Raw genomic sequence first — 22,368 nt, 5'->3', positions numbered from 1 at the left:
GCGTCTTACAGGACCTCACACCACCTCACACGGGCTCACACCTGCAGGTCAGCGAGGCGGTGCGAGGAAGGCGCCGAACAGGAGCCGGGCAGGGCGACATGGCTCGTCCCGGGCGGCTCAACCCTTATGCGGCAAAGCCGAAGTAGGTGAAGGAACCACTCATCTCCCGATCCGGTTTCCACGCGATCGAACCTGCCGCCAGCCGCCTTCATGACCTTCGGTATGGCTTCACGAGGGTCATGACATGTCGGCTGGGGCAGGCGCGGGTTGTCCCCGCGGCAAGCAGTCACCCGGCTCATACATCCACTGGTGTCGGCGAGGCGGGACGGACCGAGTGCGGCCCCCTGTTGTCTTCCGAGACATGCCCGTCGCGGTCCTGGCCCCCACTCGTCGCAGCCAAGGCGTCCTCTGCGAGCGGTCCGGCTAGCTGCTAACGGCGGCGCCGTTCAGTCCAGCGTCCGCAGCGCGGGCATCGTCAACAGGGTCGAGGCCCGCTTCGATGAGACGCCGGATATAGCCCTCGTGCAGCTGGGCCGCCGCGTCGTGCTCGCCGAGCGCGCCGAGGGCGTTCATCGTGCGCGCGTGCAGCTCGGCGTTGTAGGGATCGATGCGGATGGCGCCTTGGAGGAGGTCCAAGGCGTGACGGGGGCCGGATGCGGCGGCGGCGAGGGCTACGTAGGCGTCGATGATGTGGCGGCGGATGGTCTCGCGGATGGGGTCGAGCCAGGGCCAGGTGCGTCCGGCGGCGAGGTCGCCGGTGTAGGTGTCGATGACGGCCTGCCGGGCGCTTGTGGTGTCGGTGACAGCGGTCGCGGCGTGCTGGGCCGCGGCGTATAAGCGCCACAAGTCGACGTCGAGGTGGCTGGGGTTGAGGCGGTAGCGGTCGTCGGCGTGATCGATGAGATTCAGCCCGCAGGCGGCCCGGATGCTGCCACGGAGTTCGCTGAGCGTGGTGTAGAGGCGGCCGCTCAGCGATCGGCGGGGCAGGCCCAGCCAGATGGCGTCGGTCAGCTGCCGGGTGTCAGCTCCGTCGGGGTGGGTGGCGAGCAGAACAAGGACTTGGACGGCGGCACCGCGGCGGACGTTCAATGGTTCGCCGTCGATGAGCAGCGCCGGCTCGCCCAGAACGCGCAACTCCAGCCGCCGGTCGGCGGCTGCAGGACGGGGCAGGAATTGCTGCCGGGCCGCCTGCCGTGGCAGCTGCCGAGGTGGCGCGGCGTGACCTGGGGACGGCATGGGGGACGAGGGCTCGAGCGGTGGTGGATCGACGTGGGCGATCACGATGAGCAGGTCGACAGCCGCCACCGAGTCGAGGACGCACAACCGTGGACCGGGCTGTTCGGGGCGCTGTGTGTCGTGTGTGTGGCCGTCCGGGTCGACCTGCGATCGCCCGCTACGGCCGCCACCGAATCCGCCTCCAGCAGATGGTATGGCCCGACCAGCAGGGCCGGTGCCCCTGGGACAACGGGTACAACCTCGACCCGCGTGCACAGCCGCTGATCGCGCACCTGTAGCCAACCAGTCCAGCCTCCGCCGTCCGGGGTAGGGGGCCCAACAGGCGTCCGGACCCCGGGCAAGACCGGCGGCGTCGGCCCACGTCGACCGGTAACGTGCCATCGCCGACGCTGAGATCAGCCGCCGGGCGGGCTGAGCGGGTGACGCCCCAGCCCACCTCCGGGTCCTCGCGGAAGATGCCGTCGCCTTTGTGTTTGTCGACTGGCCGTCGCGTCCGTTGACTTCACTCGCTTCGGCTCGGGCGTTGTACGGTTCCGGGCTGCCGCTGGCTCGTTGCTTGGCGATCCCCGGTTGCCGGGGGCATTCCGGCGGAAGGTACCGGTAGACCGAAGGCAGTGACTTGCCGATGCCTCTCGGCTCGCGGCTCAGGGTCCAGGTCGACTCTCGCGCAGCCAGTAGGCCACAGCTTCCACAGGGCGACCGCGAAGAAAGTCGGATACTCCACGTCAGGCAGGGTCAAGCGCTGTCTTCGGGCGACCTGTTCGTGGCATACCAACCGGATTGCTAGGAATAAATGCTGCCCATCTCGAAATACGCATGCTGCCGGCTGGATGTCGTCCGTCCCCGCAGCACGAACGGCTGCCCGGAATCAGTCAAATTGAGGGTCATGGTTTCCCCTGACTTACTGTCGGTGATTCGGATGTTCACCGTGAACCAGCATTCGGCATCGCCAGGCATCACCACGAACGACGGCAACCGGCCACCCCGAGCCCGTTTCCAGCGAAAGCCCGAGAAGCACCGCTGGGGCCGACATCGAGCCACTCGTTGGTGGTGACCGGGAGTTCCATGCCGACGGCGGCACCAGCCAGACTAACCGCAAGGTCGTCTGACACCAGGCGGCCCGTTCGTCCCCCGATCTGTGAGCACGCGTACCCAACTCCGGCCCGAAGCGGACGGACTCGCTCGATCTTCAAGGTCACGTCAACAATTGCGGGCACTTCGCTGGAAGAGGCTACCACCGCCTCAAAGGAACTATTCCCTGCCGGGCGCACACCCTCAGCCATCAGCGCGCGTTGCAGCCGGCCACATGCCTCCCCCGGGACGCGGGGACGTCCATCTACGTGGCGAGCGACCGCACCGCTGGGACCTCTTGGTGAGCGGATAGTGCCCACGAATCCTCACTGCTCCAGAAACCACGGACGGAGAACAGGCCGGATACTGTCGGCGGGCTAGTGCTTCGTCTTTGAACGTTGATCGTGTAATCCGTCGGTTCTGACGGGCCTTCGGGCATTCTGTCTCCCAACGCATGTTGCTTGGGGAGGTGGTGCCGGGTGGGTAGACGCGCGGATGTGTTCGCGTCCGGCAGGTGTCGATGGCCGAGAGCCAGCGGTTGCAGCGGATCACCCGCACAGCGAAGGACCCGGTGAAGCTGCGCCGGGCGATCGTGGTGCTGATGTCCGCCCAGGGGCAGCCTCCGCCGGACATCGCTCACCTGCTCAAGACCAGCGAAAACTACGTCCGAGACGTGATCCACGCGTTCAACGAACGGGGGTTCGACGCACTCGACCCAAAATGGAGCGGGGGCGCACCGAGACAGATCGATGAGCAGACCCGCGACTGGATTTGCGTCATCGCCCGGTGCGACCCCCGCTTCCTCGGCAAACCCTTCTCCTGCTGGTCCCTGGCCAAGCTGCGCGACTACCTGATCGACGCCGGCTACGTCACGGCGGTCAGCGTCGAGACGATCCGGCGGATCCTGCATGAGCGGGGCGTGTCGTGGCGGGCCACCAAGACGTGGAAGGCCAGCAACGACCCCGACTTCACGGCCAAGATGCGCCGGATCCTGGACCTCTACGACCATCCACCGGCGGACGGGCGGGTGATCTGCGTGGACGAGTTCGGACCGCACCTGCAACCCCGTCCTGGCCGCGCCTGGCGACCTCACGGGCAGCCGGCGCGGCTGCAGGCCACCTACGGGCGTGCGGCACATGATCGCCGCCCTGGACCTGGCCGCCGGGCGCCTGCACTACCGCATCCGTGACCGCAAACGCTGGCGCGAGTTCCTGTACTTCCTCAAGACCCTGCGCCGCCGCTGGCCTAACCAGCGTCTCTACCTGATCTGCGACAACTTCTCCCCGCACAAGCATCCCGAGGTCCGCGCCTGGTGCGCCGCGAACCAGGTCGAGCTGGTGTTTCTACCGACCTATGCGTCCTGGCCGAACTGGATCGAGGCCGAGTTCGCCGCCGTCCGCTACTTCGCCCTCAACGGCACCGACCACCGCACCCACGCCGGGCAGGATGCCGCCATCGGCAACTACATCCGCTGGCGCAACCAGCGAGCACGCCCGAAATCCGGATTCGCGATCAACTCCAAGATCCGCCACCCCGATTACCCGTTCAAGGTTGCATGACGCGGCACTAGACGATCCGCGACATGGCAGCCCGCGTCACCCGATGACCTTGGGCCTTCGCATTGGCGCACCATCCAACGGATGTGCTGCCGGGGCCTCCCCGAACGCCTGGCGCAGGTGCAGGGCGACCTCCTCTTGGGCGAGCGCGGCCTTGTCCAGCACCGCCGCAAGGCCGAAGAAGTCGTGCATCACTCCCAAGTAACGGACCGACGTGGCCCGCACGCTGGCGGCCTCCAAGCGGGCGCACCACTCGTCGCCCTGGCTCTGCAGCACGTCGCGGTCGGTGGTGACGATCAGCGTCGGCGGCAGACCGGCGAGGCCCTGCGCGGAGAGCGGGAGCAGATCGACCCTGGGGTCTTTCAGGCTGTCGGTCACGCCAAGGAAGGCGTGCATCATCATCCAGGACAGCAGTGGACGATTCAGCGGCCGGGCGTCTGCGGCGTCCCGCATGGACGCGCCGTACTGGGCGGTGGTGGTCAGCGGGCAGACGAGCACCTGCGCCACGGGCAGTGGCTCACCTGCCTGCTTGAGCTGACCGCAGGTCGCAGCCGCCATGTTCGCCCCGACGCCCTCGCCACCGATAGCGATGCGTGACGGGTCGCCGCCGAGCCCGGCGGCGTTGGTCCGGAGCCACCGGTAGGTGGCCAGCACGTCCTCGTGGGCGGCCGGGAACACGTGCTCGGGAGCCTTGCGATACTCCGGCGACACCACGATCGCGCCCGTCCGGTTGACCAGGGCGCGGCAGGACGCGTCATAGTCGTCGTTCGTGAACAGGATCCAACCGCCACCGTGCACCCACATCACGACGGGCACCGGATCGGAGGTCTGGCCGAGCGGCTTGTAGACGCGTACGACCAGATCACCACCCGGGCCGGGGACGGTGACGTCCGCTGCCGATCCGACCTCCTCGGGGTCCGTCGGCCGCCCGTCCTGCTGCAGGATCTCCATCGCCGCGTCGGCGAGGCTCGGCTGCTGGCGGGCCTGCTCGGGGGTGAGGAGCTCGTACGGGGCCAGTACCAGTCGGGACCAGGTGTCGAGGATCCGCTGCGCCTGGTGGTCGAGCAGCCAGGAGGCGTCGGTCGACAGGACATTGCTGCGGCCGGATACCCGGTCGCGGACCTTGTCCATGAACCCGGCGGCCACGCGCATGAGCCTGCGACGGCGTCCGGTGGGCGGGACGGTGGGATGCGAGCGGGCCGGGGCCGACCGCTTGGCGGCGAGGTACCGCTCGCCGAGCCGACCCATCTCCTCCGCGCCCACCGCCTGACGCAGCGCCGGCAGGAACTCCCGTTCCTCCTTCTCGATATGGTGCCGGATGCCGCCGATCAGCTTGTTCAGCGCCCGCTCGAATTTGCGACTGCCGGGATCCGCATGGTCCAGCAGGACGAGCAGCCTCTTGAGGGCCTGGTGCTCGTCCAGCCCTTCCTCGGCGTCCGCGGCGACGCCGATCTCGGCCAGTGCCGGATACAACACCTCCTCCTCGGCGTGGGCGTGCAGGGCGCGGCCGTAACTCACCTGGTCGACCAGCATGCGCCGGTCACCGCGTCCGGCCTCGAGGTGCTCGAAGAGGCGGTTCGCCACCACGTGCTCGTCGGCGATCAGGTGGTCGAGGTCGCCCGGCAAGGTCGCGTACGGCAGCGTCATCGGACACCTCCTCCTTCACACTTACCGCAACCGGCACCGCCTTCGCGGCATAACTTGGCATGTCGTCAAGAACCCGAACGGGCGGCTCGACGCTGGCCAGCGCACGTCCCGGCCAGGCGTTGGCGCCCGGCTCCACCCGCAGTGGCCATGGTCGGCCGCGTACACTCACGCCTGTCTTCCCGTCAGCAGAGCCGGCGTGATCGTGCGGCGCATGCGCCCTCCGAGGGGGACTTGCACCAAGAGTTGGTGATGCACGTTCCAACCGATGACTATCCGGCTTGGGCGGCCAGGCTGTTGTTTCAGGTGGCCGGTGAGATGGTGCGCCGCGGGGCCAGCTTGTCGCATGGCAGCTGATTGGTCCGCGCGGATCTCTCTTCCCGGGCGGCCAGACCGCAGCCATCGTGGCGGTCGGCCCGAGATACTTGCCGGAGTCCTTTGCCGTCTGCCATACCGAACCCGCGCCGGTGGTCTTCACGTGGTTGGTTCCGATCACCACTGGTGAAGCTGAGGTGATCCAGAAGTTCGGGTGGGGGACGCTTGAGTAGGCATTCGCGGCTCAGAAACCGGACCGGGCTGACCCCGGTCGGGCAGGACTAGTGCTGGATGGGTTGGGCTCGTAGGCCTCAGCAGGCGGGTGATCGAGTATCCGGATCTGCCGCGATTCGAGCAGCGGCTCGGGCACCGCAGGATGGTCTTATCGAGTGGGAACCGTGGCGTGGCCCACGCTGGTGGCTGTCGCGAGGACGGCGTCGCTGGGGCCGATACCGGCGTCGGCCAGACGGCGGGCGTAGGCCTCGCGCAGCTCGTCAGCCGTGGCGTGGTCGCCGAGGGCGATGAGCGTGTTGACCGCGCGGGTATGCAGGTCGGCGTTGTAGGGGTCGACGCGGAGGCCGGCCTGTAGCCATGCAAGGGCGTGCTGGGCGTCCGGCGCGGCGTCGGCGAGGGCCGCGTGGGCGTCGAGGACCTGCCGGCGGGTGGACTCGCGGATCGGGTCGAGCCAGGACCAGTTACGTCCGGCGGCGAGATCGCCCGGGTAGGCGTCGATGACGCCCTGCCACGCTGTCGGGGCATCGGTGACGGCGGTGGCGGCCTGGCGGACCGCGTGGTGGAACCGCCACAGGTCGACATCGACGAGACCTGGGGTGAGCCGGTACCGGTCGTCTGTGTGATCGATGATGCTCAGGCCGCAGGCGGTCCGGACGGCGGCGCGCAGGTCGCTCAGGGTCGTGTAGAGGCGGCCAGTCAGAGAGCGGCGGGGCAAGCCCGGCCAAATGGCGTCGGTCAGATGCTGGGTGTTCGCTCCGTCCGGATGTGCGGCCAGGAGGACGAGAACCTGCATCGCGGCGGAACGACGCACGGTCAATGGTTGACCGTCGACGAGCAACGCCGGCTCGCCCAGGACACGCAGCTCCAGCCGCCGGCTGCCGCCGCCGGGCCGGGCACCGGGTTCATGCCGATGCGGCTGCCGCCTCAGGCATGGAACGGGTTCCAGGGCGGAGCGCGGCATCGGATCCGCCGCGACAGGGTCGGGTGGCGTCTGGTCGGCGTGGGCGATCACAGTGAGCAGGTCGGTGGCCGTCACCTGGTCGAGCACGCACAACCGTGGCCCGGCCCGTCCGGTAGCGCCCCGATCGCTGGTGTGGCCCGCAAGGTCGACCTGCCACGTCTGACCGGCCGGCCACCGACCGAGCACGACCACGGTGCCGGCGGTGATGGCCACATCTGCCAGGGCTTCGGGGTTGCCGGTCGCGGCCGCTTCGTCGACGATCAGGGCAGGTGCGGGCCGAACAATATGCGTCGTCTGCTCCGCATGTCGCTTCACGTGGTTTTGTCCGCCATGGCCACGGCCAGCGGAAGGGAGCGTGAAGAACCGCGACGCCTCGTCGATGCCATCAACGACGGCCAGCCCGGGTAGGCGCTGGGTCAGCGCGTCGGGAGCCGAACCGAGCAGGCTTGCCAGGACGGTCCGGGTGATGACCAGCGACACGCCCGGGTGGCGTTGTCCGGCCAGCAGGGTGGTGACCAGCAGGCCCCGTCCCGCGGCCAGAGCGCCCGGCCCGGTGAACCCTGCGCCCGCTGGTGGGAGGGCACCCAGCGCTGCCGGCTGGCCCTGCGGCGACCCGGCTGAGGTGTCGGCGGCGCCGGTGGGCGGTGACGGGTGATCGGCGAGGGCGTTCCGCACGGCGGCGACGGTCGCGGGCAACGGAACCAGGTCCGGGTCCTCGCGGCCCTGTTGCCCAGGCGGGTGAGGCCGGTAGGCGCGGCGGCGGCGTAGCCAAACCAGTGCTGCCGCGGCACTGATCTGCTCGGCGACCTCGCGGGGCAGCCAGCCCCCGGCCACGGCGATCCCGTCGTCACTCCGACTCGTGGCATCGGCTACCTGCGCCGTGGTGTCTTCGGAAGCGTCGAAAGATCCTGCCGTCACGGGTAGCGGTGGCTGCGGTGGCGGTGTGGTCACGGCGTTGGCGCTGACGCCGAGGACAGCCGCGCCGGCCATCCCGCTGGCAGTGGCCTGCAGGGGCGTCGGCAGGGGAAGGTGCCGCAGCCAGGCCACGGTCGCGCGTAGGCGGGTCAGGACCCGGATCGTAACCGTGTAGGCGAGCACAAGCCACACCAGCCAGGCCGCGATGGTCAACGCGATAGTGAGGCTCTGCTCGGTCAGCGGCTGCACTACCCACACCCGCATCTGCTCCGCGGTCGGCCAGCCACGTACGGGTGGGCCGAACAGGGACAGCAACACCACCGGTGGGCCGGCCAGAAGCGCGAGGACGAACAGCAGCGACATCAGCCGCCGCGGCCACCGCACCTCATCCACCCCCACCCGGCGGCCGGACGCCGGTCACGAGTACCCGTGCCTCCCCCGGCGGTGCGGGTTGGGTAGGGCGGAGGATGCGGGTCCACAAGCGGGCCGCCCACCACACCGCGACGGCGAGGGCGTAGATGACACCAAGGATCCCGGTGGAATAAGGACCGACGATCGCCGCCGAGATCACCACGAGGGGAGCGGAGAGGATAAGCCGGAACATCAGCGGCTGCACCAGCGCCATGACCACCCCAACGCCGATCAGCAGCCCACCAACCCTGCCGGCGACGTCGATCAACAGAGCCGTGTCCTGGGACCGTCTGGCGGTCAGCGCGTACTGCACCACCAGCATGCCGAGCGTGGCGGTGACGATCGAGCCGGTCGGCGCGGCCAGCAACGCCGACCAGCCGCCGTGCGGGGCGCGCCACTGCCGAGCGGCGACCACCGCCATCGCCACCGCCATACCAATGATCGGGGTGATCGGCCACAGCGCCCAGCTCAGGAACCGGCCCAACGTCTCACCGACGAAGTACTGGCTGGCGATCACCGCGTACAGGCCGGCGATCGCCGCGCCGAGGGACACCGCGGCAAGGATGCCGACACTGACCTTCCCACCTTCGGTTCGGGTGCCCGGTGTGGGACTGCGGGCGGCGATCAACGACCCGAGGACGGTTCCCGCAGCGAGACACGCCAGCAGCGCGAACACCGCCGCCATGGTGAACTCGCCCCAGTTCAAATTCGCCACCCACAGGTAGACACCAATGGTGTTGCGCTGCTCCGCAGTCATGAAGCACTGCCAGATCAGCGCCAGAGAGGCGAAGCCGGGAACCGCGATCGCGACGGCTCGCCGCACCGGCGGCACCGGCACCTCCTCCACCCCGAGCCCGCCCGCCTCGCTGGTGCCAGCGCCCGCGGCGCCCCGGGCCGCGGCCAATTGCGGCTCGGCGAGGACGGTGGGAGTGATGCCGATCTGCTCGGCGATGGCCTTGCCCAAGTCCGGAAGGTGGGCGCTACCCCCGACGCAGTACAGGCCCGCGAGGTCGCCGACGGTCAGCTCGGAAGCGGCGACGGCCTCCTGGGTCAGCTGCGCCACCCGCTGCAGGACGACGCGGGCCGCGTCGGCGAGCATGGCACTGTTCGCGATGACCGGCGGCCGATCGGGAAGAGGCACCGTGACGGCCGGATGGGCACCCAACGCTTCCTTCGCCGCGCGGACACTCTCCATCATCACCCCGGTCACCGCGTCGCCGCCCGCCACGTTCACATCCCCCAGCAGTGCGCCGACGAGCCGCCGATCGACGGCTGCGCCACCAGCGGCAGAGTCAGCGAGGGTCGCGAGGACCTCAAAGCCAGACAGGCCCCGGCGCAGCACCGTCACCTCCACGCCCCCGCCGATATCGCACACGACGATGAACGCCCCCACCGGCAACTGCACACCGGTGGCCAATAGATGCTCGGCGACGGCGACCGGGGCCTCGACCAGACGTGGCTGCGGCAACCCGGCCCGGTGAGCGACCTGCCGCAACCAGGTACGCCGCCTCGGCCCCCACCCCGCAGGCACGACCAGGCGGACATCCCGCACCGGAGCCCCCGCGACCCGCTCGGCCTCCGCCGCGGCCCTGCGAAGCGGTGCCGCCGCCACATCCAGCGCGTTCACCGCCGTCCCACCGACAGTGACATCATCGTCGACCGGCCGGCGGGGACTCGGGATAAGCCGGCTCGGCGCGGCGACACCAGCATGTCGGGCCTGCTGTCCCGTCCACACCTCGCCGTCATCGCAGACGTAGACAGCGCTGGGCAGGTAGGGCACCCCGTCGAAGGACAGCGGCGTCGAGGTGCCGTCAGGCCCTACCAGGAGCGCCTTGGTGCTGGTCGTTCCGCAATCGATCGCTAGCCGCGTCTCCCCCGCCCGCATAGACATAGTCAAACATGAGGATCACATTCACGTCATCTCCCGATCACGCACAGACAGCGAAGCTCGCGCCCAAGCCGGCTCAGCGAGACGCCGAGCCGAACCGCCACTGGGCTTCCTCGAGGAAATCCTCATGCTGAGCCGCTTCCCACGCCTGCATGCTCGGGTACCAGTCACCGCAGTACCGCCGCTCGAAACGCTCGACGAACCACACACGCTCACGGTCACCGGCCAGAAAAAGCCCTCGATCGTGGCCTCCCGCTCGGAGCAGGCAGCTGCCGTCGGGATTGACCGTCATGGTGATCTCGCCGTGGCGCGGCTCGGGAACACGCGCCGCGAGATACGCGAAGTAGATGTACCGGTAGCCGAACTCGTCGTGATGCCGGTGGATCCAGTCCAACCACTCGTCCACCCGATCCAGACTCCACGGGCCCATCCGTCCCCCTCCCACGACGTGCACCCACAGGTCGGCTGTGATCAATTTAATCGAGGGCGCCAAGGTCGTTGGCCGCGGCGGTGCCTGGGCAATCCTGCCGCGCCCGCAGGCTCGGCTGCGCCGCCGCTACCACAGATGCGCGGAAGCGGCGGCGTTATCCACGGTGAGATGCTCTGTCCCGCCCGGTCGGCCATGATCGTCGTGCTCCCGGCGCTGGTCTGACTCTCTATCCACCTGGCGCCACGGCTGCCCTTTGCTCTGATCTGTCGGCCGCGCCGGGTGCACGCGCCGAACGGACGGGTGTGACTTAGAGGTCCTAACGAAATGATGTTGGGCGTAACGGGCGGGACGTGAGGATCGTTCTGTCTGAACGTGAGGAGGGGTGAGCAGCCGCCGTGGATCGTCTCGGACGAGTTGTGGGCCGAGATCGCACCGCTGTTGCCGCCCCGTCCGCCCAGGCGGCATCGGTTCCCGGGCCGAAAGCCCATCGATGATCGCAAGGTGCTGTGCGGGATCCTGTTCGTGCTCTACACCGCGATCCCCTGGGAGTACCTACCCCAGGAACTCGGGTTCGGATCGGGAATGACGTGCTGGCGCAGGCTGCGGGACTGGAACGACGCCGGCGTGTGGCAACGACTGCATGAGGTTTTGCTCGGCAAGCTGAGAGCGGCCGACCAACTCGACATGTCCCGGGCGGTGATCGACGGTTCCCACATCCGGGCACTCAAAGGCGGCCCAAAACCGGTCCGAGCCCGGTCGACCGCCGCAAGCCAGGCTCGAAACACCACGTCATCACCGACGCGGGCGGCATTCCCCTCGCCGCGAGCCTGACCGGCGGCAACCGCCACGACGTCACCCAACTCCTGCCCCTGGTCGACAAGATCCCCCAGATCAAGGGCATCCGAGGCAGACCACGGCAACGACCCGACCGAATCTATGCAGATCGCGGCTACGACTTCGACACCTACCGCCGCGAGCTACGCACCCGCGGCATCACACCCGTCATCGCCCGACGCGGCGTCCCACACGGCTCCGGGCTCGGCACCCGACGCTGGGTCGTCGAGCAGACCATCGCCCTGCTGCACTGGTTCCGCCGCCTGCGCATCCGCTGGGAGATCCGCGACGACATCCACGAAGCCTTCCTCACCCTCGCCTGCGCCATCATCTGCTGGCGCCGACTCCAACGCTCAAAGAGTTAGGAGTTCTTAACAGGAGCCTGTGCAAGAGGTCCCATCACCGTGCCGTCCGTCCGTCCGTCCGTCCGTCCGTCCGCCCGACGGTGCGTGCTGCCCCTGGCTGGACACCTGGAAGGACAGCACCACCCACCATGACAGACCACCAGCTCGAAGTCATCGCCGGCGTGGACACCCACGCTGACACCCACACCGCCGTCGTCATCGACGAGGTCGGCCGGATGCTCGGCCACCGCCAGTTCCCCACCACGGTCGCCGGCTACCGGTCGCTGCTGGCCTGGGTGAGCGAGCACGGCGGGGTACGCGCCATCGGCATCGAGGGCACTGGCAGCTACGGCGTCGGCCTGGCCCGCTACCTGCGAGCCCAGGGCGTCCACGTTGTCGAGGTCGACCGCCCGAACCGCAAGATGCGCCGCCAGCGCGGCAAGTCCGACCCGATCGACGCTGAGGCGGCGGCCCGCGCCGTGCTGGCCGGCACCGCGACGACCACCCCGAAGACCCGGGACGGCCAGGTCGAGGCCATCCGGGTGATCCGCACCGCCCGCGCGTCGGCTGTGAAGTCCCGTACCGCGGCGATGAACGCACTGATCGGCATGGTCCGCACCGCCCCCGAGCCCCTCCGCACCCAGCTCCTGGACCTGCGCAAGACCGCACTGATCATGGCTGCCGCCGCGCTGCGTCCGGCCCTGGACCGGTCCGACCCCGTCGCGGCGACCAAGACTGCGGTTCGCCGGTTGGCGCGGCGCATCATCGACCTGGACCGAGAGATTCGGGACGCCGACGTTGACCTGCAGGTGCTCCTCACGCAGGCGGCACCCCGCCTCATGGAACTGCCCGGCGTCGGCCCGGACGTGGTTGCGCAACTCCTCATCAGCGCCGGGGACAACCCCTCGCGGATCCGCGATGAACGGGGGTTCGCCGCCCTCTGCGGCGTCTCACCGATCCCCGCCAGCTCTGGCCGCACGGATCGGCACCGGCTGAACCGCGGTGGCGACAGGACGGCGAACAGGGCGCTCTACATCGTGGCCATCAACCGGATGAGAAACCACGAAGAGACGCTGGAGTACGTCGCCCGCCGGCGGGAGAAAGGACTCAGCAGCAGAGACATCTCGCGCTGCCTCAAGCGTTACATCGCCCGTCAGGTCTACCCCATGATCTTGGAATCTCTCCGCATCCGGCCACCGTCATCCACAGCCCTCGCGGGAGCCTGAACAGGCCGGCTTGCGTTACAGGAGCATCAGGCCGACGAGTTATCCGCAGACGCTGCCTCTCAAATTGGCGCGCTCGCCGCGGCTGCTGATGAAGTACCCCTGGGCGTCACCGGGGCATCCCACCCGGTCGGAGGTACGCGCATGACCAAGCGTCGGGCACGAGGGGCACGTCGAGCGGGAAGGCCGGCCCGTCTGGAACCGTCTGGTCGGGTGGCTGGCGTGATCAGCGCGGTCGCGAGCCTCATCACCGCGATCGCGGGGCTGATGACCGCGATCAGCGCCACGGTGGGAGGCCGCTGATGCCCGCAGTTGAGGTCTGGTTCCTCGGGGGCCCGATCGACGGCCGCCTCGCCCCAGTCGAGGTCGACGAGACGGGCACGCTGCCTCAGGTCGTGCAGCTCCTCCAGGCAGGCTTCTACCTCGGCGTCGCCGACAATCCCAGTCAGCCGATCGAACACCAATACGTCCACGACGAAGCGGAGACCTGCCCGCCGGTGTACCGCTATGCCGGACCTGCCCAGACATGAGGATCCCATACAGCCACGGCGCGATCTGATCCGGCGCGCTCTGACGCCGACGCTACGCAACGACAACGGTCTCCTGAGTCAGCTCCAGGGCGCGCTTCGTGGTTCCCATCCGCCGATAGCAATAGCGCAGCCCGGGTGGTAGCTCGATTCGAACGCCTGCTCGAACGCGGCATGCTGCCTGGTTCCACGCGCCCCGACCTCCCGGCGTCTCGCATCCTGATAGTCATGACACGAACTGGGCCGGTGTTACAGCCGCATAAGAATTCACAGCGAGGGGCGCGACGTCAGATCAGCGGGCGAGCCGCCGTGCGGCACCGCATGGAGACGATATCGCCGGTACGAACATCGATGGCGACCTCCAGGTGAGGCTGCGCCACGTCGGGGGCCGCCACGTGATCTGACGCAGTTGCGGAAGAGCGGCATACGATCGCCGGATCGGGCGTGTCAAACCGTATCGGTCCGGTCGGCTCACCCGTAAGGACCCCAAGACTCAGCACCGCCCCCACAACGGGGATCAGCCTCCGGCGGGGGCGTCGTGAAGGCGACGAGATGGCCGGCCGTACGTCCAAGTCGATCACGGGCATACGAAACACTAGCGCCCGGATCTGCCTAAGAGGTCCTAACGAAATGATGTTGGGCGTAACGGGCGGGACGTGAGGATCGTTCTGTCTGAACGTGAGGAGGGGTGAGCAGCCGCCGTGGATCGTCTCGGACGAGTTGTGGGCCGAGATCGCACCGCTGTTGCCGCCCCGTCCGCCCAGGCGGCATCGGTTCCCGGGCCGAAAGCCCATCGATGATCGCAAGGTGCTGTGCGGGATCCTGTTCGTGCTCTACACCGCGATCCCCTGGGAGTACCTACCCCAGGAACTCGGGTTCGGATCGGGAATGACGTGCTGGCGCAGGCTGCGGGACTGGAACGACGCCGGCGTGTGGCAACGACTGCATGAGGTTTTGCTCGGCAAGCTGAGAGCGGCCGACCAACTCGACATGTCCCGGGCGGTGATCGACGGTTCCCACATCCGGGCACTCAAAGGCGGCCCAAAACCGGTCCGAGCCCGGTCGACCGCCGCAAGCCAGGCTCGAAACACCACGTCATCACCGATGCGGGCGGCATTCCCCTCGCCGCGAGCCTGACCGGCGGCAACCGCCACGACGTCACCCAACTCCTGCCCCTGGTCGACAAGATCCCCCAGATCAAGGGCATCCGAGGCAGACCACGGCAACGACCCGACCGAATCTATGCAGATCGCGGCTACGACTTCGACACCTACCGCCGCGAGCTACGCACCCGCGGCATCACACCCGTCATCGCCCGACGCGGCGTCCCACACGGCTCCGGGCTCGGCACCCGACGCTGGGTCGTCGAGCAGACCATCGCCCTGCTGCACTGGTTCCGCCGCCTGCGCATCCGCTGGGAGATCCGCGACGACATCCACGAAGCCTTCCTCACCCTCGCCTGCGCCATCATCTGCTGGCGCCGACTCCAACGCTCAAAGAGTTAGGAGTTCTTAACCCGGGCCGATCGACAGAGCATCGACTCAGCACCAAGCTGGGTTCACCACGGCGCACACCAGTAGATCAGCCGCGCCGCCAAGTCACGTAAGTCGTCCCGCTCTCGAAGGTTGAGATGGCAACCGGTGGCAGCGACCTGCAGCACCACCTGCTGGCCTGGATACTGAGCCCGGTGTGTGCAATGAACAGGGCGTTCTCGTCCTTTGCTCAGTGGCCTGGACTTCGGTTCAGTGCGGCGGTCAGAGATATTCTCGCGGTTGCTTCCTGTTCAATAGCGTAGCCGCGGTCAAGGCAGCTGCGGGCGAAGGCTCCGATCTGGTCCGGTCTGGTCGTGAATGTTTTTAGCTGAGCGCGACTGTGAGCCGAGAGAGCTCTGCCGGGCTTGTGCTCGGCAACGCCGACGTCGATGACGTGAACGGTCGTGTCTGCGGCGAGGCGGTCGCGGATCCGGGCTGCGATCCGTACGCCACCGAGGTCAGCGTCGGTGCAGATCAGCGTCGACCGGGTCTGCGCTGCTGCTTCGGTGATCAGCTCGACGACGAGATCGGGTGGCTGGCCATGGCACCAGATGACCGGCAGATCCGGGTCCATATCGCAGATCGTTTCGGCGGCCTGCCGGTTCTCGATGACGAGTAGCGGGCCGGCGCCGGCGCGGACGTCGATGTTGATCGAGTGACGTTGGCTGAGGCGGATGTCGTGTGGTCCAGGTAGCGGCGATAGGTCGACGCGAGTGTTGCCGGTGCGTAGCCGGATCGGGCCGCCGATGCCGATGTACGGACTGCGGGACAGGCCGAGCGCGGCGAGCGCGTCGGGTTCGAACCCGAGGTCGGTCAGCAGCCGCTGGACGTCGTCGCGCGCCTTGGTGTTTCCGGCATGGTTTTGCACGAACGCGCGGACGGAGTCGTGGACGACGCCGGCCGCTAGGTCGGCGGCGGCGTTGACTGCCCATCCGAGCCGGTCCGGGTGATCGGTAGCGCGCAGGGCCTGGGCGACGCCGGGCCATTCGTCGCGCAGGTCGGCGGCGAGGTCGGCGGCACGGGACTGCAGCGTGGTTCGTCGCTCGCGGCGAGCGGTGCGCCGGTCCTGCTCGGCAGCGGCGAGGTCGGGGTGCGGGTAGACCCGCTTGGGTGTCGGTGCGAGGCTGCTGCCTTTGAGGTCGTACCCGATGGTGACGCAGCCCGCTCGGGCGAGGGTGAGCACGATCGTTTCGGCTTGGGTACCGAGTCGGGCGGCGACGTGGGGCCAGGTGTGTTCGCTGCGGATCATCCACGCCCAGTCGGTGTCGCTGAGCAGCCCGGAGGGCCGGTGCGGCGGCAGGTGTGGGGTTTCGGTCCGCAGGCGGGCCGTCCGTGGGCATGGCCGGTTCCGGCTGTCGCGGGGGTACCGGCCGTTGGCCGGTACCGGCGCATAGGCGACAAGCCCGGGCCGGTCGATCCAGGTGAGGGTGATCTCGGTGTCCTGGTCGGTGTCGGGGGTGGTCACGTCTGCGGCTCCGGACGGTAGGAGGTCATCCACTCGGTAAGGAGTTCGACGCGGGCTGCCTCGGTCTCGCTGCCGACGACGACGGGTGCTTGGTTGTACGCGTACGCATCGGAAGTTCGCCGCAGCTTGATGTACAGGCTCGAAGAGCCGATCGCGTACCGCTCCATATCGTCCTGGAGGGCGCCGACAACGCTGATGGCGCGGTCCCGCCCGATGTTCTCGAACAGGGCCACCGCGTCGCGGCGGTGGGCCGAGCCGAGGTTACGGCCGAGTTCGTCGAGGACGAGTAGCAGCGGCCGGTCCTGGGATCCGGCGAGCGCGGCGGCGCAGACGAGTTTGACGGCTTTGTCGTCCATCTGTGCGGTGTTGCCGCGTAGCCGGTACGACGACAGGGGTTTCCCCTCGCCGCGTCGCCAACGTGGGGTGACCGTCCACTGCCACGGCTTTTGCGGGTCGGTCGGCGGTTCCGGCTCGGGGTAGTCGAGGCCGGCGCCGTACCCCCCGTATGCCTGGTCGAGATTGTTGAACTCGTCGGATACCTGCTTCAGCTTCGCTTTGATGGCCTTCGCCAGGGTGGCGCGCAGAGCTGTGGAGGCCAACCGTGCCTCTCTCAAGTGTTCTTGAGCGCTGTGCAGCGTGCGGGTGAGGTTGGCCCGGTCGTTCTTGATCTGGTCGAGTTGCTGCCGGTCGATGTCTTCGAGGTCGTCGAGGTGCGTGCCGATGATCCGAAGTACTTGAGGGATAAGGCGGATGTGGGCAGCCAGCCTACGGTCGCGGCGCTGCTGGTCAACGACCTTCAGTTCCTCTGGAAGCGCGTCATCCGGGGTCCCAGGCGGGAAGCACGCGCGGTGGAGCTTATCGGTCTGCAAGGCGCACAGGTCGTCCCACTCTGCGGTGGCGCGTTGCTGCTCCTGCTCGGTGAGGGTGAGCAGGTGCTGTTCCGCTGACGCGACGGTTCCCGCCCACGCCTCATGCCGGCGCGGCAAGTCCAACGCCGCCCGCGCCTCAGTCTTTTCCCGCCATGTCTTCCGGTTTTGCTCCAGCTCCCGGCGCAACGCTTCTAGCTGCGCCCTCGCCGCCGCGATCCGCTCGTCGCGGGCGTTCTTCTCCCCCAGCGCGGTCTCGTACGCCGCCTTGGCCTGGGCGATCGGCCCGGCGAGCTTGGCCAGCTCGTCACTGAGCTGCGTGTTCTCCTTCCGCAGCTTCCGGACCTGACTATCGAGGTCGTCCGCTTCGAGAGCAGCCTTGGCTGCCGCGACGCGTTCGGCGGCACGTGCCCGCCCACGCTCGGCAATCTGAAGGCCGGCGTCAGCGGTCCGATCGTCGGCGGACGCACCTTCGAGGGCGCCGCGAGCGGCCTGGATCCGGCCGGCGCGGCCAGTCATCGCTTCGGCGAACCCGGCGATGCCGTGCACCCCGGCGGTCGTGTCGATCAGACCGGTGCCGTCGTCGGCACGGTCGCGCAGCGCGGTCAGGAACCGGCTCACGGTCATGGTCGCGTCTGCGGAAGCGGGCAGGTCTCGGCCGCCGGGCTCCCCGTCGCGGTCCGCTTCGACCAGCAACGAGCCGGGCACGGCCGTGAGCACCTTCATCGCCTCAGCCGCGTCGGTGACAACGACCGCGTGCCGGTACGGCAGCAGTCGCGCCTCCCACAGGGGCCGCTGCTGCTCGATCAGTGTGATCGCGTCCACGAGCGGAACCGCCCTAATGCCGTGGCTGCGCAGCTTCTGGACCTGGGCCACCGCGACGTCCTCGCCACGTTCTGCCGCAGCCAGAGCCTCGCGTGCCTGCTGGACGGCCTGTTCGGTGACACCCTTTTTCCGCTGTGCGGTCTGGATAACGGTGACTGCTTCGCGGAGTTCCTGCTCGGCTTCGGGCAGCGTCCGCCCGTCCGCAGCCGCTGCGGTCTCCCTCAGCGCACGGAGCCGGCTGGAAAGCAGGTCGATCTGCGCGACGTTGCGGTTCTCACGGTCCTGCAGGTCTTTTGCGGCGGCTTGGGCCTCCTCGTACGCCTTCACTCGCTGGCGATAGCTGACCTCGAACGTCTTATCGTCGGTGAGCCGCTCCAGGTTGCCGTCGGCGATCTCGATGCTCGCTTCGAGTTCTTCGCGCCGGGTTTCAAGCTGGCCGATGTCGTGGGCCAGGTCGTCGTCCGCGGCGATCCCGTCGATGAGGTAGCGTGCGCACCGCGACCTCCAGCTGTCATATGCGTCGGCTTTCAACGTGCGGGCTTCTTCGCGAGCGTGGATCATGTCCTCGGTGACGGTGACCCGCCTGTTCCACTCGTCGTACTCGTCCTGCGCGCGCTGGGCGTCGACCGCGTGCTGGTACTCCTTCTGTCGGGCCTTCTGTTCGTCGTCGATCTCCCTGTTCAGGCCGGTCAACGCACCGATCGCGTCGAAGATCCGTTCCGGGGTCAGTTCGTTCAGCGGCTGGGCGAGCAGGTTCGCGGTCGCGCTGGCCCGCACTGACGTCGACAGGAACGACACGCACCGCACCGTCCTGCCGTACAACGTGCGGGCGAGCTTGTTCGCGCGGATGTTCGTGCGGCCGTTGCTGGGCTGCAGTTTGTCCCACAGCTGGTCGGCACTGGCGGCGCGGTCGTTCTCCGTGTCGCCGTACGCGACGTGCAGCTGCGGCTTCCAGCGCAGCTCGACGTGCGGCGCCTGCCGGTTGATCCGCAACCACGCCGTCAACGCGTCCGCCTCGATCTCGGCGACCGTGTGGCTGTCCGGCGGGACGAACACGCCGATGATGTAGCCGTGGTCGGCGTTGGCGTGCACGACTTCCTGCCCGGCTAGCTCTGCGGTGAACAGCAGCTCAGCGGCGGCCTGCGCACCTGACTGCAGGCGCCATTGGTCGTCGGCGTGCAGCAGGCTGAGCCCGGCGATGAATGACGACTTCCCGGCACCGTTGGAGTCCGATGGGCCCTGTCCCGCGATGGTGATCAGGCCTCGGGACGTGATCGGGACGGGGTGGGTCGACAACCGCGAGATGTTGATCATTTGGATGCCGGCGAGGACTCGAGGCCCGACGATGTCAGTGAGGCCGTCGTCGTCGAGGATGCTGCCTGGTGCCGTCAACGAGGAGTCTCCCTGCTGTTGGTGCGGTTACGACGCTCGCGGATTACGGCAGCGAGCGGATGGTTCGGGGCGGCGGCGAGGATCAGCTGGTCTTGTAGCCGCTCCCGCGCGGCAGGGGTCAGCCGCAGAAGTTGCGGACCGGGCACGTACCCACCGTCGGCGTCGACGCGGTCACGGACCCGGCCGAGCAGGCCGCACGCGACGAGTTTGCTCAACGCCGCCTTCGCCGCGACTGCCGGAGCCTTGCTGGCTCGCAGGATGTCCTCCTCCGCCGTCGGATAGGGGCTCGTCCACACGTCCTGCGCGAGGCGTTCCTCGCTGCGCGGGATCGCGACCGAGTAGATGAGCACGAGTACGAGCACAGCCCGTTCGACCACGGTCAGCGGCTGCCAACCGCTACCGGTCAACTGCATGGCAACAGCATCGTCGTACCCGGAGGTGAACCGCAGCCCGTCGACCTGAACGAGGACCCGACCGGTGCGGCGCAGCAACTGCTCCAGCCGGTCCCGGCTTGTCGGGTCCTGCAACGCGAGCAGTTCCTGCCGGTGGACCGGTTCTCGGCTGTGTTCCAGCAGCGCGTACGCCGCTTCGACGTGCTCCCGCTGCCGGTCTGTCAACGTGGCCAGCACGGATTCGAACAGCCGGTTCTGGTCGCTGCTCACCGCGCCTCCTGTCTCTGCGGCCGTATATCAGGGTCCGAGTAGGGGATCATCCGCCACAGCTCCCGAACCGTGGACAGCTCCAGCGGCCCCCACGTCGCGATTCGCGGCCCCAGCCGCACCCTCCCCGCGGTTTGAAGCACCCAACGGGCGGCTTCCAGCCTGCGCAGGGCGGCGGTCAGCAGCCGCTGTCGACTTCTCTGGTCCCGGCCCGGGGTGAGCTGCTCCAGGACCCGATCGACGTGTGCGAGGTCCGCTGGCCGGCCTGGCCACGGATCCGTCCCGGGATCGGGCCAGCAGCAGCGCAGGCAGGCGGCGAGAACCCGTAGTGTGCCGGCGGCGTCCTGCAGCGTCACCGCCTGCTGCCGGTACTCGGCGAGAACCTGCGGGCCTGCGCTGGACGGAATGTTCGGCAGTAGCCAAACCGATTGCGCGTCCGCTTCGATCAGCCGCCGCATCCCTGTCGGTGACGGGCTGCCCGCCGAGGCCCGCTGCGGGCCCCCGGAGCGAACCTTCGCCCACCACACTGCGGTATCCCGCTCGTTCACGCTGGCACCTCCACCGGCTTCTGCCGCCGGAACCGGCCGTCGGTGACCCACGTCAGGTCCCCGGCAACGTCGATCCTCAGCCCGTCACCCCACGTCAGCGTGTACGGCAACTCCGGCCGTAGCCCGATCGCGGTCAGGTCCGACAAAACTCGCCGACCCGCCCGCCAATCCCCTGCCGCAGCGAGCAGCTCAGCGACGGTGACCTCGTCACGGCCGGCGAGGAGGTCCTCCGCACGCGCGGCAAGCCGCCCAGCCTCGACATCGACACCGACCTGGTCCGGGACCTGCAGGTCGTCGTCGATCCGCGGCCGCGGCGGCGGTGTCCGCCCTGTATCGGTCCGAAGGCCTTCCTCAACCGCACCCAGCAGGTCATCGGCGGTGAAATACGGGTCCGGCGCGTCGAACAGCAGTCCCTCAACCGCAGCAGCCAACTCATCCACATCGGCGTCGCGGGCGAAGCTTCGCCACCGCTCCGCAGGCAGCAACCCCAACGCCCGGGTCTTTCCGGCCTGATCGATCAACCGCCGTGCCGCCGTGGTGACCGCGTCCCGGTAGGCGGCCAGCGCCATCCGCAGCTCGGTGCACTCCGGCAGCAGCTGCGGCCACTTCTCCACCGCCTGGTTGTGATACGCCGTCGCTTGGTCGAGCAGTTCGCTGTTGCCCAGCAGCGGCTGTGCCTGCGTTCGCAGTGACTCGATCGTCCCAGACTTCGCCAGCTGCATGATCGGATTCGCGAGGAGGCGGAACACGTTCGTCATCTCCCGCAGATGCGATCGCGCCTCCTCCAGCGTGGTCGTGTCGTCGTCGACCGCGAGACGGGCGATCGACAACATTCGGTGCAACTCCCCGAGCCCGCCGGTTCGCGACAGCCGGCGCAGGAACAGCAGCATCACGTACGGCGCGAACGCCGCCTGGTAGAACATCTCGTTCGGTCGCTCATTAACCCTGGCCACCGCCCGGTACGAACGCAGCACCTCGAACCGACGCCGCACCGCAGGCGCCGGAACTTCCCCGCACGCGGCCACCACCTGCTCCACCGTCAACCCGACCGGACCCGCAGCCGCGAACGCGCTCAGAATCAGCTCATCGACACGAACCAACCCGGCGTCGTCGACCATCCCGTTCGCTTCTCGCGCCAAGACAGCGAACACCTGCCGATACACACCCAGGACAGCGGACTCGGCGGCGTACTCCTCGAACGGTAGCTCCGCGATCTCGGTCATCTAGGCCGCACCCGCGGCGGTCACCCAGCAGATCACGCGGCCGGTAAAGTCTCCGTGCGGCCCACGCAGCAACTGCTGCAGCCAGGGCAATGCCCACCGTCGGCATCTCGACCCGCAACCGCTACGAGGAACCTCGGCTCGTACCATCTTTCCCCCGGCTGATCGACCGTGCGGGCGTTGCGCCCGTCCGGCTCGACACGACCAAGCAGACACCGGCATTACTATCAGCAGGTCCAAGGTCACCGTCCGATTGTGCACCCATCGCAGCC

General features: G+C 68.5%; 19 protein-coding genes. 8 read left to right on the top strand and 11 right to left on the bottom strand.

The annotated features are described in order from the left end of the window. Positions 1 to 423 precede the first annotated feature (423 nt). Complete coding sequence (locus BXA10_RS26665) at positions 424 to 1,305, bottom strand: AfsR/SARP family transcriptional regulator (protein WP_175649320.1); 882 nt, start codon at positions 1,303 to 1,305, stop codon at positions 424 to 426. 119 nt (positions 1,306 to 1,424) lie between these two features. On the opposite strand from BXA10_RS26665, the gene BXA10_RS32765 reads away from it, so the two are divergent. Next, a complete protein-coding gene (locus BXA10_RS32765; RefSeq protein WP_084753350.1) occupies positions 1,425 to 1,514 on the top strand; it encodes a hypothetical protein in 90 nt (29 codons plus the stop codon). A 505-nt stretch (positions 1,515 to 2,019) separates the two neighbouring features. On the opposite strand, the gene BXA10_RS31070 is transcribed toward BXA10_RS32765, so the two are convergent. Next, complete coding sequence (locus tag BXA10_RS31070; RefSeq protein ID WP_139338161.1) at positions 2,020 to 2,211, bottom strand: hypothetical protein; 192 nt, start codon at positions 2,209 to 2,211, stop codon at positions 2,020 to 2,022. Between the two features lie 616 nt (positions 2,212 to 2,827). On the opposite strand from BXA10_RS31070, the gene BXA10_RS32300 reads away from it, so the two are divergent. Beyond that, positions 2,828 to 3,496 carry an IS630 family transposase gene (locus BXA10_RS32300; protein ID WP_245828538.1) on the top strand — a complete coding sequence of 223 codons (669 nt, stop codon included), beginning with the start codon at positions 2,828 to 2,830 and terminating at the stop codon, positions 3,494 to 3,496. Continuing rightward, positions 3,444 to 3,866, top strand: a complete 423-nt coding sequence (locus BXA10_RS32295; protein WP_076473598.1) for a transposase — start codon at positions 3,444 to 3,446, stop codon at positions 3,864 to 3,866. Before BXA10_RS32300 ends, BXA10_RS32295 begins: the two co-directional genes overlap by 53 nt. 36 nt (positions 3,867 to 3,902) lie before the next feature. Here the strand turns inward: BXA10_RS32295 and BXA10_RS26645 are convergent, their stop codons facing one another. Then, entirely contained in the window at positions 3,903 to 5,510 is a 1,608-nt protein-coding gene (locus BXA10_RS26645; RefSeq protein WP_076473597.1) for an alpha/beta hydrolase fold domain-containing protein, read from the bottom strand. 350 nt (positions 5,511 to 5,860) lie between these two features. Between BXA10_RS26645 and BXA10_RS32760 the strand changes: the two genes are divergently transcribed. Further along, positions 5,861 to 6,055, top strand: a complete 195-nt coding sequence (locus BXA10_RS32760; protein WP_084753348.1) for a suppressor of fused domain protein — start codon at positions 5,861 to 5,863, stop codon at positions 6,053 to 6,055. Between the two features lie 149 nt (positions 6,056 to 6,204). Here the strand turns inward: BXA10_RS32760 and BXA10_RS26635 are convergent, their stop codons facing one another. The 3 genes from BXA10_RS26635 to BXA10_RS26625 all read right to left on the bottom strand — a co-directional run bounded on the left by BXA10_RS26635 (position 6,205) and on the right by BXA10_RS26625 (position 10,637). Beyond that, entirely contained in the window at positions 6,205 to 8,316 is a 2,112-nt protein-coding gene (locus BXA10_RS26635) for a BTAD domain-containing putative transcriptional regulator (protein WP_139338160.1), read from the bottom strand. 1 nt (position 8,317) lies between these two features. Beyond that, a complete protein-coding gene (locus BXA10_RS26630; protein ID WP_245828530.1) occupies positions 8,318 to 10,234 on the bottom strand; it encodes an Hsp70 family protein in 1,917 nt (638 codons plus the stop codon). Positions 10,235 to 10,307: 73 nt separating this feature from the next. Beyond that, positions 10,308 to 10,637, bottom strand: coding sequence for a hypothetical protein (locus BXA10_RS26625; RefSeq protein ID WP_076473596.1), 330 nt, complete (start codon positions 10,635 to 10,637; stop codon positions 10,308 to 10,310). A gap of 423 nt (positions 10,638 to 11,060) precedes the next feature. On the opposite strand from BXA10_RS26625, the gene BXA10_RS30575 reads away from it, so the two are divergent. The 4 genes from BXA10_RS30575 to BXA10_RS30570 all read left to right on the top strand — a co-directional run bounded on the left by BXA10_RS30575 (position 11,061) and on the right by BXA10_RS30570 (position 15,094). Beyond that, positions 11,061 to 11,860, top strand: a protein-coding gene (locus BXA10_RS30575) for an IS5 family transposase (protein ID WP_217696858.1) whose coding sequence is annotated in 2 segments (ribosomal slippage) — positions 11,061 to 11,397 and positions 11,397 to 11,860 — 801 coding nt in all. Because the reading frame shifts where the segments join, the coding sequence is not laid out codon by codon here. 128 nt (positions 11,861 to 11,988) lie between these two features. Then, complete coding sequence (locus BXA10_RS26610) at positions 11,989 to 13,065, top strand: IS110 family RNA-guided transposase (RefSeq protein WP_076473594.1); 1,077 nt, start codon at positions 11,989 to 11,991, stop codon at positions 13,063 to 13,065. Between the two features lie 299 nt (positions 13,066 to 13,364). Beyond that, complete coding sequence (locus BXA10_RS26605; RefSeq protein ID WP_076473593.1) at positions 13,365 to 13,592, top strand: hypothetical protein; 228 nt, start codon at positions 13,365 to 13,367, stop codon at positions 13,590 to 13,592. A 702-nt stretch (positions 13,593 to 14,294) separates the two neighbouring features. After that, positions 14,295 to 15,094, top strand: a protein-coding gene (locus BXA10_RS30570) for an IS5 family transposase (RefSeq protein WP_217696858.1) whose coding sequence is annotated in 2 segments (ribosomal slippage) — positions 14,295 to 14,631 and positions 14,631 to 15,094 — 801 coding nt in all. Because the reading frame shifts where the segments join, the coding sequence is not laid out codon by codon here. 217 nt (positions 15,095 to 15,311) lie between these two features. Here the strand turns inward: BXA10_RS30570 and BXA10_RS26590 are convergent. The 5 genes from BXA10_RS26590 to BXA10_RS26570 form a co-directional block, all read right to left on the bottom strand. Then, a complete protein-coding gene (locus tag BXA10_RS26590; RefSeq protein WP_245828527.1) occupies positions 15,312 to 16,370 on the bottom strand; it encodes a DUF2399 domain-containing protein in 1,059 nt (352 codons plus the stop codon). Positions 16,371 to 16,582: 212 nt separating this feature from the next. Beyond that, a complete protein-coding gene (locus BXA10_RS26585) occupies positions 16,583 to 19,669 on the bottom strand; it encodes a coiled-coil domain-containing protein (protein ID WP_076473591.1) in 3,087 nt (1,028 codons plus the stop codon). Continuing rightward, on the bottom strand, positions 19,666 to 20,331 hold the full coding sequence (locus tag BXA10_RS26580) for a hypothetical protein (RefSeq protein WP_076473590.1): 666 nt from the start codon (positions 20,329 to 20,331) through the stop codon (positions 19,666 to 19,668). Before BXA10_RS26580 ends, BXA10_RS26585 begins: the two co-directional genes overlap by 4 nt. Then, positions 20,328 to 20,876, bottom strand: coding sequence for a hypothetical protein (locus BXA10_RS26575; RefSeq protein ID WP_076473589.1), 549 nt, complete (start codon positions 20,874 to 20,876; stop codon positions 20,328 to 20,330). The genes BXA10_RS26580 and BXA10_RS26575 overlap by 4 nt, the downstream gene beginning before the upstream one ends. After that, a complete protein-coding gene (locus BXA10_RS26570; RefSeq protein ID WP_245828524.1) occupies positions 20,873 to 21,766 on the bottom strand; it encodes a hypothetical protein in 894 nt (297 codons plus the stop codon). Before BXA10_RS26570 ends, BXA10_RS26575 begins: the two co-directional genes overlap by 4 nt. Positions 21,767 to 22,368 lie beyond the last annotated feature (602 nt).

Source organism: Micromonospora avicenniae (genome assembly GCF_900156065.1).
Classification (GTDB): Bacteria; Actinomycetota; Actinomycetes; order Mycobacteriales; family Micromonosporaceae; genus Micromonospora; species Micromonospora avicenniae.
The sequence above is the reverse complement of the archived record's forward strand: the minus strand, read 5'-3'. Positions and strand labels throughout refer to the sequence as shown.